Here is a 14,481-nt window from a genome sequence, read left to right as displayed (position 1 = left end):
CAGCGGGAGGCGAATCATACAGCGTTCAAAACCGCTGTCAACCACCCCCGATCAACCCGACCGAAGCTGCCAACAGGATTCAACCACCACCCTGCCAGCCCGGCGCATTCTACTCGAATCCGCCATCCGTGCAACCCTTTTATTTCGCTAACCTTTTGATTTACAAGAGGTTTTGCTTAAGGACTGCGCCGGAAGTGGTGCGCATTATAGGAGCCTGAAAATCAACGTCAACCGTTTATTTCAGTTTTATTCACCCCTACCTTTTCGGCTGCGCACTGAAGCGAGAGTCTTAGTCACCGCTGGAACACGCAAGAAGAACAGCGCCATTGCAATACCCGCATAGAGAAACCAACGGGCCGCGTCCGCTCGAACGACCCAGAGCATATGCAGCAACGCAAGAATGACAATGAGATAAACCAACCTATGCACTTTCTTCCAGCGCTTACCAAGCCGGCGCATGCTCCACCGGGATGATGTCATCGCCAAGACGGTCAGTCCGACAAACCCTAGTCCACCGACCAGAACATAGGGGCGTTCGCGCAATTCCTCGCCCAAACGAGAAAACTCGCCACCCAATAAGAAGTATAGATAACCACTCAGGTGCAGCAGTGCATAGGTGAAACACCACAGTCCGAGCTGACGTCGGACGGCAAGCCAGCCACCCCATCCAGTCAGCCGTTGCATCGGAGTCATCGAAAGCGTCAGAAGCAGCAAAACCAGCGCACCCTCACCGAGATTATCGACCAGCACCTTGCCTGGGTCAGGACCAAGCGCGAACTGCCAGCCCAGATACAGCCAATACAACGGCAAGCTCGCGGCGCAGGCGAAAACCGCCGGCCGCCACACGGGGTAGCGCATCAATAGTCCTTACTGAGATCCATCGAGCTATATAACCCCGCGACTTGCTCCGCGTAGCCGTTGAACAGTTGGGTGTCCCGGAGGTTTGTGCTGAACAGACTTCCTGGGAGCCGGCGCTCACGAGCTTGCGACCATCGCGGATGCGAAACCTTCGGGTTGACGTTGGCGTAGAACCCATATTCCTGCGGCGCCATCGACTGCCAGGTCGTAATCGGCTGCTCGCGCACGAAGCTGATGCGTACAATCGACTTGATGCTCTTGAAGCCGTACTTCCAAGGGACCACCAGCCTCAGCGGCGCCCCATTCTGGTTAGGTAGCGTACGGCCATACATCCCGACTGCAAGCAACGTTAGCGGATGCATGGCCTCATCCATTCGCAACCCTTCGATATAGGGCCAATCGATCAGCCCAAACCCGGAGCGGGTTCCGCGCATTTCCTCCGACCGGTACGCCGTTTCGAAACGAATGAACTTCGCAGAGGAATGCGGTTGGGCCTTGCGAATCAGATCGGCCAAAGGAAATCCCAGCCACGGAATGACCATTGACCAGGCTTCAACACAGCGAAGCCGATAGATGCGTTCCTGGAGTCGGCTTTCCGAGCACAGTTCCTCAAGAGCGTAACGCCCAGGCTGATCGACCTCACCGTCGATCAACACCGACCAAGGCTCCACTTTCAAAGTCGAAGCATGACGCGCCGGATCACCCTTGTTGGGGCCAAATTCGTAGAAGTTGTTGTACTGGGAAGCGTCCGCAAATGGCGTGATGGCTTCGCCGTCTGGGACCACTGCTTGCCAACGAGCGCTGGCGAGCTTGTCGGCGAACCATTTCGGTGCTGGCGCCGATGTAACGCCAGGATAACGCTCGGAAGCTTTAGCGAGAGCTGGCAATCCGGCGGCAGCCCCCGAAAGCATCACCCCACCAAGAATCTGCCGACGGCTCAAATAAGCAGCCTCGGCCGTTACCTCTGACTCACGACACTCGCCGGAGGCGGGAATCTTGATAAGCATGGGTTGCTCCGCGTACTGACTCCGATGGAGCAATACGCGCAGCCGAGTTGAAAATCAACCCTCGACACGCTTGCGGCGGCGCAACTGCATCAGGTACTGCACAGGACCGGACGCCGCATACGCCAGGAAGATCAACAGCAGAATGCGGGGCGGATCACTGAACACGACAGCGAACACGAGCACTACTATCAGGATAGCGACGAAAGGTACGCGCCCTTTCAAATCGAGATCCTTGAAGCTGTAGTACTTGATATTGCTGACCATCAACAAACCTGCGGCTGCGACCATCAGCGCGAACAGCATGACCAATATGAGCGGCAGATCGACTCCGCGAATACCAACCTCATCCAGTGCCCAGACAGCCCAGACCCAGCCGGCGACTACCCCCGCTGCAGCCGGGCTAGCCAGACCAATGAACCACCGCTTATCCACCTTACCGATCTGCGTATTGAAACGCGCCAGACGCAGAGCGGCGCAAGCGACATATATGAAGGCAACGGTGAGACCAACATTACCCAGTTCGGACAATGCCCACTCGTACGCCAGCACTGCGGGGGCCAGACCAAAGGCAACCATGTCCGACAGCGAATCGTACTCGGCACCAAATGCGCTTTGGGTATTGGTGAGACGAGCCACGCGCCCATCCAGACTATCGAGCACCATAGCGACGAACACCGTGGCGGCGGCCACGTAGAAGTTGCCGTTAATCGCGGTGATGATCGAAAAAAAACCAGCAAAAAGGTTGGCGGTGGTGAACAGATTGGGCAGCAGATAGATGCCACGATGACGAACCTTGCGCCCATCAGGCTCTTGGGTCTCCTCGACATGCTCGTCGATCGGCAGAATGCTTTCTGGCTCGACTGGCTTGTTCGGCTCTTCGGGTTGTCCACTCATGCGCATTCACCTTCTACAACAGGTTACGGATAGATTTCGACCAGTCCTGGAGACTTGGGGTTCAGCCTGGCCAAAGCCGGGTTTTATACCAGAAGCCTGGCAGGCCGAACGAAAAAACGCGGCCGAAGCCGCGTTTTCTTGAGCAGTAGAACGATCAGTTCTTGCTCTTGTCGACGATCTTGTTCGCCGCGATCCAAGGCATCATTGCACGCAGCTTCTCGCCGACCACTTCGATACCGTGCGCCGCGTTGTTGCGACGGTAGGCAGTCATGGACGGATAGTTGGCAGCGCCCTCGGTGATGAACATCTTGGCGTACTCGCCGTCCTGAATGCGCTTCAGGGCATTACGCATGGCGGCACGGGACTCGGCGTTGATCACCTCAGGACCGGTCACGTACTCGCCGTACTCGGCGTTGTTGGAGATCGAGTAGTTCATGTTGGCGATGCCGCCTTCGAACATCAGATCGACGATCAACTTCAGCTCGTGCAGGCACTCGAAGTAGGCCATTTCCGGCGCGTAGCCAGCTTCGACCAGAGTTTCGAAGCCGGCCTTGACCAGCTCGACGCAACCGCCACAGAGAACAGCCTGCTCGCCGAACAGGTCGGTTTCGGTTTCGTCCTTGAAGGTGGTTTCGATGATGCCGGTACGGCCACCGCCGACACCACAGGCGTAGGACAGCGCGACGTTGCGGGCATTGCCGGAAGCGTCCTGGTAGATCGCGATCAGGTCAGGGATGCCGCCGCCCTTGACGAACTCGGAACGCACAGTGTGGCCCGGCGCCTTGGGAGCAATCATGATCACGTCCAGATCGGCACGGGGCACGACCTGGTTGTAATGGATCGAGAAGCCGTGGGCGAAGGCCAGAGTAGCGCCCTGCTTCAGGTTCGGCTCGATTTCGTCCTTGTACAGGCGGCCCTGGAACTCGTCCGGGGTCAGGATCATCACCAGGTCGGCAGCGGCAACAGCGGCCGGCACGTCGCTGACCTTCAGGCCATGGGCCTCGGCCTTGGCAATGGACGACGAGCCCGGGCGCAGGCCGACGGTGACGTCGACGCCGGAATCCTTCAGGTTGCACGCGTGCGCGTGGCCCTGGGAGCCGTAACCGATGATGGCGACCTTCTTGCCCTGAATGATGGAGAGGTCGCAGTCTTTATCGTAAGAAACCTTCATGAATTACCCCTGTTGCCGGCCTCGTGGGCCATTCGATAAAACGTTACTGACTGGAGAGACGACGCGTCCGCCAGCCGTTAGATACTCAGCACCTTGTCACCGCGGGAAATCCCGGTGACGCCACTGCGCACAACCTCCAGGATCGAAGCAGTGCCAACGGCCTGGATGAAACTGTCCAGCTTGTCACTGGTTCCGGCCAACTGAATCGTATAGACGCTGGTGGTCACGTCGACGATCTGCCCGCGGAAGATATCGGTGGTGCGCTTGACCTCGGCGCGCTGGGCACCGGTGGCCTTGACCTTGATCAGCATCAGTTCACGCTCGATATGGGCGCTTTCCGACAGGTCGACCAGCTTGACCACCTCAACCAGCTTGTTGAGGTTTTTGGTGATCTGCTCGATCACCTCCTCGTGGCCTACCGTGGTCAGCGTTAGACGCGACAGGGTCGGGTCTTCGGTCGGCGCCACGGTGAGGCTTTCGATGTTGTAGTTGCGTTGCGAAAACAGGCCGACCACACGAGACAGCGCACCCGGTTCGTTTTCCATCAGCAGGGAAATGATGTGTCTCATGATCAGGTCCGCTCCGTCTTGCTCAGCCACATGTCGCGCATCGCACCGTCTTTGATCTGCATCGGATAGACGTGCTCAGCGGTATCGACCGCGATATCCAGGAAGACCAGGCGATCCTTCATGGCGAACGCCTCTTCCATCATCGGCTTGAGGTCCTTGAGGTCGGTGATGCGCATTCCCACGTGACCATAAGCCTCGGCCAGCTTGACGAAGTCTGGCAGCGACTCCATGTAGGAGTGCGAATAGCGGCTGTTGTACACCATGTCCTGCCACTGGCGAACCATTCCCAGCGCACCGTTGTTGAGGTTGATGATCTTCACCGGCAGGTCGTACTGCAGGCAGGTGGACAGCTCCTGGATGTTCATCTGGATGCTGCCCTCACCCGTCACCACCGCGACATCGGCTTCGGGGAAGTTCAGCTTCACGCCCATGGCTGCAGGCAGACCAAAGCCCATGGTGCCGAGGCCGCCCGAGTTGAGCCAACGGTTGGGCTTGTCGAACTTGTAGTACTGGCAGGCGAACATCTGGTGTTGACCGACGTCCGAGGCCACATAGGCGTCGCCCTTGGTCACTTCGCAAAGCACCTCGATGGCGGCCTGAGGCTTGATGATCGAACCATCGCCCTTGTCGTAGGGGAACAGCCCGCGGTTGCCGCGCCACTCGTCGATCTGTTTCCACCAGCTGGCGACCGTCTCGGCATTCGGCGTCTGACCGATTTCCTTGACGATGGCGACCATCTCGGTCAGCACACTGTCGACCGGACCGACGATCGGAATGTCGGCCTTGATGGTCTTCGAGATCGACGCCGGGTCGATGTCGATATGGATGATCTTGGCGTTCGGGCAGAATTTCGCCGCACCATTGATGACGCGGTCATCGAAGCGCGCACCGACCGCCAGGATCACGTCGGAATGGTGCATGGCCAGGTTGGCGGTGTAACTGCCGTGCATGCCGAGCATGCCGACGAACTGGCGGTCACCGCCCGGATAGCAACCCAGGCCCATCAGGGTGTTGGTCACCGGCAGGTTGAGCATCTTCGCCAGCTCGGTCAGTTGCGCCGAGGCCTTGCCCAGGATCACGCCGCCACCGGCGTAGATGATGGGTCGCTTGGCTCCCAGCAGCAGTTCCGCCGCTTTGCGAATCTGGCCCGAATGCCCACGCACGGCCGGGCTGTACGAACGCAGCTTGGCCTTCTTCGGATAGACGTACTCGAACTTCTCGGCCGGGTTGGTCATGTCCTTCGGAATGTCGATGACAACCGGCCCTGGACGCCCGGATTCGGCGAGATAGAACGCCTTTTTCATCACTTCGGGGATTTCCGAAGGATGCTTGATCATGAAGCTGTGCTTCACGATGGGCCGGGAGATACCGATCATGTCGGTTTCCTGGAAGGCATCGGTGCCGACCATGGTGCTGGGCACCTGACCGGAGATGACCACCATCGGGATCGAGTCCATGAAGGCGGTGGCGATACCGGTGATGGCGTTGGTCGCCCCAGGACCGGATGTCACCAACACCACGCCGGCCTTGCCGGTCGCGCGCGCATAGCCATCAGCCATGTGCGTGGCGGCCTGCTCGTGACGAACCAGGATGTGTTCGATGGCCTTTTCCTTGAAAAGCGCATCGTAGATATGCAGAACGGCACCGCCCGGGTACCCGTAGATGTACTTAACGCCTTCGTCACGCAGGGAGCGGACGACCATTTCAGCGCCGGATAAGAGTTCCACGTTGTTCACCTCTGAAACGCCAGATAGCGATTCCAAGTCGGAGCCGCCAGAAATAGGTTTACTGCCAGCAGGGCATGAGCGACGGTGGTCGCCGACTACGTCAGCCACTGACTGAGCCAGTATTGGAAGAGACCCTGGTGTCGCGGGCTCTCCACCCAGCGCGAGGTAACGCGTTGCGGGTGATGCAGGTCGGCGCGGGTAGCACCTCATGTCTGTCTAGACTGAGCCGGTATCGCTTGCGGCGAGGCGACTCAGGACAGCAAGCCTCGAATTGTTCGGATTCAGCACCAGCAAGTCAAGCTCGCCGTTGTGTTTGGGCAGCGTTGAGCTGTGACAGGGTGCAGAAGCGGCGCTCTGGCTTTTGGGTATAGTGACTGCCGGTTTCCGATTCCAATGAAGGTAACGACATGCGATTCATGTTTCTTGCGGGCGGCTTGGTACTGGCGCTTTGCGGCAACGTCATGGCCGCCCAGGTATACAAGTGGGTAGACGCCCAGGGGGTCACGCACTTCGGCGCGCAACCGCCGCAAGGGCAGCAGGTGGAAACCGTCAACACCGTTACCGCGCCGGCAAAATCGACCACGATGCCAGCCCCCGTCGTCGAGGACGAAACCGAGGTCGACCAGCAGAGCATCGATCGCAAGGTGAAGCGCCAGGTCGCTGAGCAAGAGGCCGAACGCAAGCGCTATTGCGAGACGATGCGCACCAACCTCGCGCAACTGCAGAACAATCCGCGGGTACGTGTCGAAGAGAAGGGTGAAACCCGGCGAATCACCGAAGAGGAGCGGCAGGCAAGGATCGCAGAAACACGCGACAAGATCGCCGAAAACTGCAACTGATACCGCATCTTCAGGTATTGCGCTGGCGGCGCGCCAAGCCGCTCAGCGCGAAGGCGCCTCGATCAACGCATCGAAAGCACGCAGTGCCTCGAGCAGACTGACTACCCGCGCCTCCCGATAGACCAACTCTGCCATCGCACAGATGCCCGACGCCTGCGGCAGAGGATGATCCGCCTCGACAATCGCCTTCATCCGCGGCAGGAATATCCACTGCAGCCATTGCTCGAAGCGCAGCGTATCCACGCAAAACGGCTCGACGCTGGCCAGAGCCTCCGGCACCGGCGGTTCGACGCTCCACATGTCAAGCGTGCGCAGCTCGCGCTCGATCAAAAGCAGCTGCTGCGCGACTGCCGGAAGGCGCGGATCCATCATAGATTGACCTTGGCTCGTTCACGAGCCTGCGCGGCACCGGCACTGTCGCCCCGCCGCTCACGTGCCTGCGCAATCAACTCCCAGAGGCTGGCCTGCAGCGCCGGACGCCCGCTGGCATAGCTCAATGCGCGGCGCGACAGCTGCTCCGCCTGAGTGGCATCCCCCTGCGCCAACCGGACCTGGGCCAGACGATAAAGGACCTGCGGCTCGCGCGGCGCAATACGCTGCGCACGTTCGAGACTGGAAGCCGCACCATTCAGGTCACCACCGCCCTGCTGCTGTTGAGCCGTAGTCAACAGCGCGAGCACCGGGCCATCCAGCTGCTCGTCGGCGGCCAGGCCGCTGCTGCTGCCGGAGGACGGGATACCGGTGGGCATGCTCGGTTGCTGCTGCGTAACGGCCGGCGCCGAGATTGACGGTGCCGGCTGCCACGCAGGCTGATCTCCGCCTGTCGTTCCACTCGATCTGGCAAACGGTGCATCCGGCGCGGCGAACGTCTCAAGCGGTGCAGAGCTGCCTTGCGGCACCATCACCACCACCCCAGAATCCTCCTGCTGCTGCCTTGGCGTCGCGACCGCGGCTGGCGCGCGGTATCCCTGGCGAGCCGCCACCTCCTCGGAAACGGGAGCGCCTGAGTCCACCACGGGGATCGAACCACGATCCACTGTCGCGCACCCCTGTACCAGCGTCACCGCTGCAACAACGGCCATCCACTGCTTGTTCACCAATTCAGACCTCTCAACGTAGAACCACGAAGCACGCGACCTCTGCGGCAGTTACTCCAACCAGCCACGCACCCAATCCATGACCGACTCCGCCGGCGCCTGAATGCCGCAGCCAGGTCCGGGGGCCGGTTCGCTGCCGCGAATATAGGGCATCTGCACCGCATCGGGGCAACGCTCATCCGTACCCAGGCCACTTCGCGCGTCCACCCAGGCATATGTCACGTTGTCCGGCACCGGCATCTGCAGAGGCAGCGGATCGGCCCGCCGCATGAAATCGCTCCACACCTGCAGCGCGCCGGTCGCCCCAGTCAGCGAAGTTTTGCCATTGTCATCACGACCCAACCAGACCACTGCCAGCAGATCCTGACTGAAGCCTGCGAACCAGCTGTCACGCGAGTCGTTGGTGGTACCGGTCTTGCCAGCGAGATTCAGCGACTGCGGCAGTCGGTTGTAGGCAGAACGACCCGTTCCTTCGCGCATGGCACGCTGCATGGCGTACTGGGTCAGGTAGATGGCACCCGGATCGAAGCGCTGCTGAATCTGGAACGGATAGCGCTTGAGTGGCTCACCATCCGCGGTCAGCACACTGCGAATTCCGCGCAACGGCGTGTTAAAGCCGCCGTTGGCCAGGGTCTGGTACATGTCCGCCACCTCGATTGGCCGCAAACCGCCCGCTCCGAGCAGCATCGACGGATAGGCGGGCCACTTCGGCGAAGCGCCCAGCCGCTCAAGCGTCTTCAGTACATTCGGCACGCCCAGATCGAGCCCGAGCCGCGCCGTGGACAGGTTGTAGGAATTGGCAAGTGCCTGATACAGGTAAACCGTGCCATAAGCCTGACGCCCATAGTTCTGCGGCTTCCAGATCTGTCCATCGGCGCCCTTGACCGAGAAGGGCTCGTCTTCGAGCAGACTGGTCAGCGTGTACTGGCTGGGCTTTTCCAGCGCAGCCAGGTAGATGGCCGGCTTGATCAGCGAGCCGATCGGCCGTGACGCATCGAGCGCGCGATTGAACCCCGCGAAACCCGGCTGGCGACCACCGAGCAGGGCCTGAATTTCACCGGTCTCAGGATTGGTCACGATCATTGCGCCTTCGACGCCTTCGGTGCTCTTGCCGAGACGCTTGAGGGTTTCGCTCATGGCCTGCTCGGCCTTGAGCTGGATCACCGGATCGAAACTGGTGAAGACACGCAGACCTTCTTCGGTGAGGTCCTCGTCCCGATAGTCCTCACGCAGCTGACGCTTGACCAGGTCGAGGAAGGCCGGATAGGAGCTGTCGGCCATGCTGCCACGCTGGGTCACGCCCAGCGGTGCCTGCTTGGCTTTTGCTATGTCCTCGGCGCTGACCGCCTGCTGCTCGGCGAGCAGGTCGAGAACCAGGTTGCGCCGCTCCAACGCCCGCTCGGGATTGCGTCGAGGGTTGTAGTAGGTAGGCCCTTTCACCATGCCGACCAGCAATGCCACCTGCGGCAACTTCAACTCGGCCAGCGGCTGGCCGAAGAAGTACTGGCTCGCCAGACCGAAGCCGTGAATGGCACGGCGACCGTCCTGACCGAGAAACACTTCGTTCAGGTAGGCTTCGAGAATGTCTTCCTTGTCGTAGTGCAGCTCCAGCAGCACCGCCATCATCGCCTCGGTGGCCTTACGGCTAAGGCTGCGCTCGTTGGTCAGGTAGAAGTTCTTCACCAGCTGCTGGGTCAGCGTACTGCCCCCTTGGCGAACCTGGCCTGCAGTCAGGTTGACCCAGACAGCGCGGGCAATGGACTTGGGCGATACACCGAAGTGATTGAAGAACTCCCGATCCTCCACGGCGACCAGCGTTTCCACCAGATACGGCGGCACCTGATCGAGCTTGATCAGGATGCGATCCTCGTTGTGCGCGGGGTACAGCCCACCGATCAACACCGGCTCCAGCCGCGCTACCGGCAGCGAGCCGCCATTGGCAGCGCTGAGGCCGGCGACGAAATCGCCAGAGAAGCGCACTCGCAGCCGCTGCGACTGTTCGGCACCTTCGTAAAACTGGAAGCCGCGGGTGTGCAGTTCGATGTCATTACCAGCCACCGACGCGCCACCCGGACCGCTGACAGCCTTTTCGCGGCGATAGCCCAACGCATCCAGCTCGGCGAGAAAATCGGTCTTATCGAGCTTCTGCCCGACGAACAACTCCAGCGGTCGTGCATAGACCTTGGCCGGAACCGTCCAGCGTTTGCCGGAGAATTTCTCCTGCACCACGGCATCGAGATAAATGGCGAAACCGGCCAGGATCACCAGGCCGACAATGGACAGTTTGACCGCCCAGCCCAACCAGGGGCGAGCGCCAGCGGAGCGGCGTCTGGAGCGTGTACGGGGGGAGCGAGATTTAGTCATGGCGGCGCATTATACGCACTTTGCAGGCGCGGACCGACGGCCTCTCAGCGGTTTGCAGCGCAACGCACAGCGGCCATAATGCCTGCGACTTTTCGACTGTGTGGACTGCTTCGCAGTGGACTCGCACGCCCCGTTCAAGAACTTCAACAAGGAATGACCGTGAGCCAAGCACTGATCGCCGCCCTGCAGAATCCTGCCCTGTACCCGCACCCCAGCGAGGGCTTTCGGGTAATCGAGACCCACATTTCCTGGGTCATCCTCACCGGCACCTATGCCTACAAGATCAAGAAGCCAGTGGACTTCGGCTTTCTCAACTTCACAGACCTCGCCTCACGCAAGCATTTCTGCGAAGAAGAGCTACGGCTCAACCAGCGCATGGCGCCGGATCTGTATCTCGAAGTCGTACCAATCAGCGGATCGCCGGATGCACCCGAGATCGATGGTACAGGCGAGCCCTTCGAATATGCGCTGAAGATGCGCGAGTTCCCACAAACCCAGCTACTGGCCGAACTGCAGGCGCGCGGCGAGTTGACGGACGCGCACATTGACGCCCTGGCCGAGCAGATCGCCCGCTTCCACCAGGGCACCCCGCAGGTGCCTGCCGGTCATGCACTGAGCAGTGCCGATGCGATCGTTGCGCCGATGCGGCAGAACTTCGAACAGATTCGCCCGTTGCTCAGCGAAGCCGAGGATCTCCGCCAGCTGGATGCGCTCGAGGAATGGACCGAAACCAGTATCGAGCGCCTGCGTCCGCTGCTCGACCAGCGCTGCCAGGAAGGTTTCGTCCGCGAATGTCACGGCGATCTTCACCTGGGCAATGCCACATTGATCGATGGCAAGGTGGTGCTGTTCGACTGCATCGAGTTCAACGAGCCGTTCCGCCTGATTGATGTGGCTTCGGACGCAGCCTTCCTGGCCATGGACCTCGAGGATCGTGGCCTGAAGTGCCAGGCGCGCAGGTTCATCAATGGCTGGCTGGAACGCACCGGCGACTACGCAGCGCTGGCGCTGCTGAATCTGTACAAGGCCTATCGCGCACTGGTCCGCGCCAAGGTCAGCCTGTTCCGTCTGTATCAGGAGCAGGACGCGGTGCAACGCAAGGTGATCGTACGGCAGTACCGCAGCTACGCGAATTTGGCCGAAAGCTACAGCGCCATTCCCTCGCGCTTCCTCGCCATCACCCACGGCGTGTCCGCCGTAGGCAAGAGCCATGTTGCGCTACGCCTGGTCGAGGCCCTTGGCGCGATACGCCTGCGCTCGGATATCGAACGCAAGCGCCTGCATGGCGAGCAGCCCGAAGCCCAGCAGGGCCACCTCGATGCCGGTATCTACAGCCAGCAGGCCAGCGATGAGACCTACAAGCGGCTGCACCAGCTGGCAACGACAGCGCTGCAGGCTGGCTTTTCCGTGGTGATCGACGCGGCATACCTGAAGCAGCAGCAGCGCCAGGATGCCTGGCAGGCGGCCGAGACCACTGGCGTGCCCTTCCTGATACTCGATTGCCAGGCGCCCGATGCGGTGATCGCGCAGTGGCTGGCGCAACGCCAGGCCGAGGGGCTTGACCCATCCGACGCGACCATGGAGGTAGTGCATGCCCAGCAGGCCAGCCGCGAGGCGCTGAACGAGAGCGAGCGACTGCATAGCCGTCGGGTCGACACCCAGGACGCCGGCAGCCTCGACGAGCTGGTCGCCAGTATCCGTCAGCACCTGCCCGGCCTCTGACCGCCAGGCACCGCCGCCAGCAGAGTGCGGCGGTGCTTCTATACTCCCGGTATTCCAATCGTGGAACACCGCTATGTCTGCCAGCGAATCACCCGCGCCAAAGCCGACCAGTGACAGCATCCAGCTGTTCTCCAGCCGGTCCACCGACTACGCACGCTTCCGCCCGACCTACCCCGAGGCGCTGTTCAACTGGCTCGCCAGCCAATGCGCGGCCACCGACACCGCGCTCGACCTTGCGGCTGGCAACGGGCAAGCGAGCATCCCGCTGACACGACACTTCCATCGGGTCCTGGCCTGCGACGCGAGCGCCGAACAGCTCGCGGCTGGCGACACCTGGTTAAACGTGCAGCGTTTCGTCGCCGATGCGGAGCATCTGCCGTTGCGCTGCGGACAGCTCGATCTGCTGGTAGTCGCACAAGCCATGCACTGGTTCGCCACGCCGGCATTCTTCAATCAGGCGCGGCGCGCGCTGAAGCCGAACGGCCTGTTCTGCGCCTGGTGCTACAGCCTGCTGGAGATATCGGCCGCAGTGGACGCGATCATCCACAGGCTCTACTACGAAACACTCGCCGGTTACTGGCCAGCTGGTCGCAGCAGCGTCGATGCCGGTTACCGCGATATCCAGCCTCCCTTTCCACGTATCGAACCGCCGCCCTTCGCCCTCGAAGCGCACTGGGATCTCCGCGAACTGATGGGCTATCTGCGCACCTGGTCTGCCGTGAAGCAATGGCATCAGCGGCATGGTCGCGACCCCATTACATCAATCGAGCCCCAATTGACGTCTGCATGGGGCCAGACAGGTCAGCGGAGGCTTATCCGCTGGCCGCTACACTTTCTGACAGGCTTCCCCAACCGCTAGCACCGCAAGGACGCCGCCATGCACGACGAACTGCTTTCGCTCCGCAATCTCGGCAAGACCTCGGTGCAATGGCTGCATGCATCGGGAATTCACACCGCTGCGGACCTCCGACGATTGGGCGCGGTGAGCTCCTATCGCGCGGTGAAGGCACGCGGCTTCGGGGCCTCGAAGGTTCTGCTGTATGCCATCGAGGGGGCGTTGAGAGATGTCCCGTGGCAGCAGCTGCCGATCCCGCTGAAGGAAGAGCTGAATCGGAATCTGGGCGCCGATCGCGACAACTAGAGCTAGCTCACAACCTCTGCTCGGCGAGATTTACTCAGGCCCTCGCCCGAGCCTATTGTGCGCCGACGTGACCCTGCCAATCGTCTGCCCGTTCGTTCAAGGATTACCGACATGTATTTACTCGGGGAGCAACCGGCCTACGCCGATCGCCTGATCAACCGCCTGCAAACCATCCCCACCCAATTGCTCGAAGGCTTGCAGCCCTCAGGCCCCAACCTTGAACTCAAGCACACCGACGATCTGTGCGCCGAGCTGCCGCCACAGCAACTTTTCATCATCGAGACTGGGCTACTGCATGCGCTGATCGACGGCAAGGCGCTGTTCTATCTGCAGGAGGGCGACCTGGTTGGATTGCGCCAGTCGGGCGACCTGCCAGAGTGCCGCTATTGCAGCGACGAACCTGTCAGCCTGATTCCCTACTCGCGCAACGCGGTGTTCCAGCACATCCACTCCGATGAGCATCGCCAGGAACTGTTCACCCAGTATCTGATTGGTCATACCGCCCTGCTCGGCGACGCCCTTGCGCGCCTGAAGCAACCGGAGATCCGCCCGGCTACCGGCTTCAAGCATTTCGCCGTCGGTGAAGAGCTGATCCGCCAAGGCGACGAGGCAGACAACGTGTTCATCATCATCGAAGGCCACGCCGAGGCCATCGTCGACGGCCAGAAGGTTGGCGACGTACAGAAGGACGAGATCTTCGGCGCCATGGCGGTCTTCACCCGCGAGCGACGCAGCGCAACGGTGGTCGCCAGTGAGGCCTGCACGGTCATGGTCATTCCCAAGGAACAGTTCCTCGGACTGACACAGAGCAACCCCCGCATTGCTCACAGCCTCATTGAAAGCATGGCGCGGCGTATTGACCTGCTGAACAAGGAAGTCACTCATCTGCGGGTAAACGTTGCCGTTTGAGGCAGACCAGCCAAAGAATATTTTTTACGAAAGCCTGTTGACGCAGAAATGAGAATTGTTATTATTATCGCAACTGATCGCGAGATCAGCCGATAGCTGAAGGCTCAGGCAGTCGATCCTTCAGGTTATCTCCTCATCAGGCTAATCACGGTTTTGACCCGGCTCTGCCGGGTCTTTTTTTTG

At 60.7% G+C, this 14,481-nt stretch carries 14 protein-coding genes; 5 read left to right on the top strand and 9 right to left on the bottom strand.

The annotated features are described in order from the left end of the window. Positions 1–246 precede the first annotated feature (246 nt). From msrQ to LO50_RS13320, 6 genes are all read right to left on the bottom strand, one after another. Positions 247–858 carry a protein-methionine-sulfoxide reductase heme-binding subunit MsrQ gene (msrQ, locus tag LO50_RS13345; protein ID WP_044315299.1) on the bottom strand — a complete coding sequence of 204 codons (612 nt, stop codon included), beginning with the start codon at positions 856–858 and terminating at the stop codon, positions 247–249. Then, positions 858–1,865 carry a protein-methionine-sulfoxide reductase catalytic subunit MsrP gene (gene msrP, locus LO50_RS13340; protein WP_044315298.1) on the bottom strand — a complete coding sequence of 336 codons (1,008 nt, stop codon included), beginning with the start codon at positions 1,863–1,865 and terminating at the stop codon, positions 858–860. The genes msrQ and msrP overlap by 1 nt, the downstream gene beginning before the upstream one ends. Positions 1,866–1,919: 54 nt before the next feature. Next, positions 1,920–2,759 (bottom strand): CDP-diacylglycerol--serine O-phosphatidyltransferase, encoded by an 840-nt coding sequence (gene pssA / locus LO50_RS13335; RefSeq protein WP_014819285.1) that lies wholly within the window; start codon positions 2,757–2,759, stop codon positions 1,920–1,922. 154 nt (positions 2,760–2,913) lie between these two features. Further along, the gene (gene ilvC, locus LO50_RS13330) at positions 2,914–3,930 is read right to left on the bottom strand and encodes a ketol-acid reductoisomerase (RefSeq protein ID WP_003303406.1); all 1,017 of its coding nucleotides are present in this window, start codon (positions 3,928–3,930) and stop codon (positions 2,914–2,916) included. A gap of 77 nt (positions 3,931–4,007) precedes the next feature. Beyond that, a complete protein-coding gene (ilvN, locus tag LO50_RS13325) occupies positions 4,008–4,499 on the bottom strand; it encodes an acetolactate synthase small subunit (RefSeq protein WP_003279875.1) in 492 nt (163 codons plus the stop codon). Positions 4,500–4,501: 2 nt separating this feature from the next. Then, the gene (locus tag LO50_RS13320) at positions 4,502–6,226 is read right to left on the bottom strand and encodes an acetolactate synthase 3 large subunit (protein ID WP_031298394.1); all 1,725 of its coding nucleotides are present in this window, start codon (positions 6,224–6,226) and stop codon (positions 4,502–4,504) included. A gap of 407 nt (positions 6,227–6,633) precedes the next feature. Between LO50_RS13320 and LO50_RS13315 the strand changes: the two genes are divergently transcribed. After that, positions 6,634–7,065: a DUF4124 domain-containing protein gene (locus LO50_RS13315; protein WP_044315297.1), complete on the top strand. Its 432-nt coding sequence runs from the start codon at positions 6,634–6,636 to the stop codon at positions 7,063–7,065. 42 nt (positions 7,066–7,107) lie between these two features. On the opposite strand, the gene LO50_RS13310 is transcribed toward LO50_RS13315, so the two are convergent. The 3 genes from LO50_RS13310 to mrcB all read right to left on the bottom strand — a co-directional run bounded on the left by LO50_RS13310 (position 7,108) and on the right by mrcB (position 10,526). Next, a complete protein-coding gene (locus LO50_RS13310; protein WP_044315301.1) occupies positions 7,108–7,434 on the bottom strand; it encodes a YqcC family protein in 327 nt (108 codons plus the stop codon). Then, positions 7,434–8,147, bottom strand: a complete 714-nt coding sequence (locus tag LO50_RS13305; protein ID WP_080902111.1) for a tetratricopeptide repeat protein — start codon at positions 8,145–8,147, stop codon at positions 7,434–7,436. The genes LO50_RS13310 and LO50_RS13305 overlap by 1 nt, the downstream gene beginning before the upstream one ends. A 66-nt stretch (positions 8,148–8,213) precedes the next feature. Then, positions 8,214–10,526, bottom strand: coding sequence for a penicillin-binding protein 1B (gene mrcB, locus LO50_RS13300; RefSeq protein WP_044315296.1), 2,313 nt, complete (start codon positions 10,524–10,526; stop codon positions 8,214–8,216). A gap of 159 nt (positions 10,527–10,685) precedes the next feature. Here mrcB and LO50_RS13295 point away from each other — a divergent pair, with 159 nt between their 5' ends. The 4 genes from LO50_RS13295 to LO50_RS13280 all read left to right on the top strand — a co-directional run bounded on the left by LO50_RS13295 (position 10,686) and on the right by LO50_RS13280 (position 14,298). Next, positions 10,686–12,248: a bifunctional aminoglycoside phosphotransferase/ATP-binding protein gene (locus LO50_RS13295; protein ID WP_044315295.1), complete on the top strand. Its 1,563-nt coding sequence runs from the start codon at positions 10,686–10,688 to the stop codon at positions 12,246–12,248. 73 nt (positions 12,249–12,321) lie between these two features. After that, positions 12,322–13,107: a class I SAM-dependent methyltransferase gene (locus LO50_RS13290; RefSeq protein WP_044315294.1), complete on the top strand. Its 786-nt coding sequence runs from the start codon at positions 12,322–12,324 to the stop codon at positions 13,105–13,107. A gap of 18 nt (positions 13,108–13,125) precedes the next feature. Beyond that, the gene (locus LO50_RS13285) at positions 13,126–13,389 is read left to right on the top strand and encodes a TfoX/Sxy family protein (protein WP_014819277.1); all 264 of its coding nucleotides are present in this window, start codon (positions 13,126–13,128) and stop codon (positions 13,387–13,389) included. Between the two features lie 111 nt (positions 13,390–13,500). Further along, positions 13,501–14,298 carry a Crp/Fnr family transcriptional regulator gene (locus LO50_RS13280; protein WP_014819276.1) on the top strand — a complete coding sequence of 266 codons (798 nt, stop codon included), beginning with the start codon at positions 13,501–13,503 and terminating at the stop codon, positions 14,296–14,298. Positions 14,299–14,481 lie beyond the last annotated feature (183 nt).

The organism is Stutzerimonas stutzeri, from assembly GCF_000935215.1.
Lineage (GTDB): Bacteria > Pseudomonadota > Gammaproteobacteria > Pseudomonadales > Pseudomonadaceae > Stutzerimonas.
This window is presented reverse-complemented; position numbering and strand designations above follow the sequence as displayed.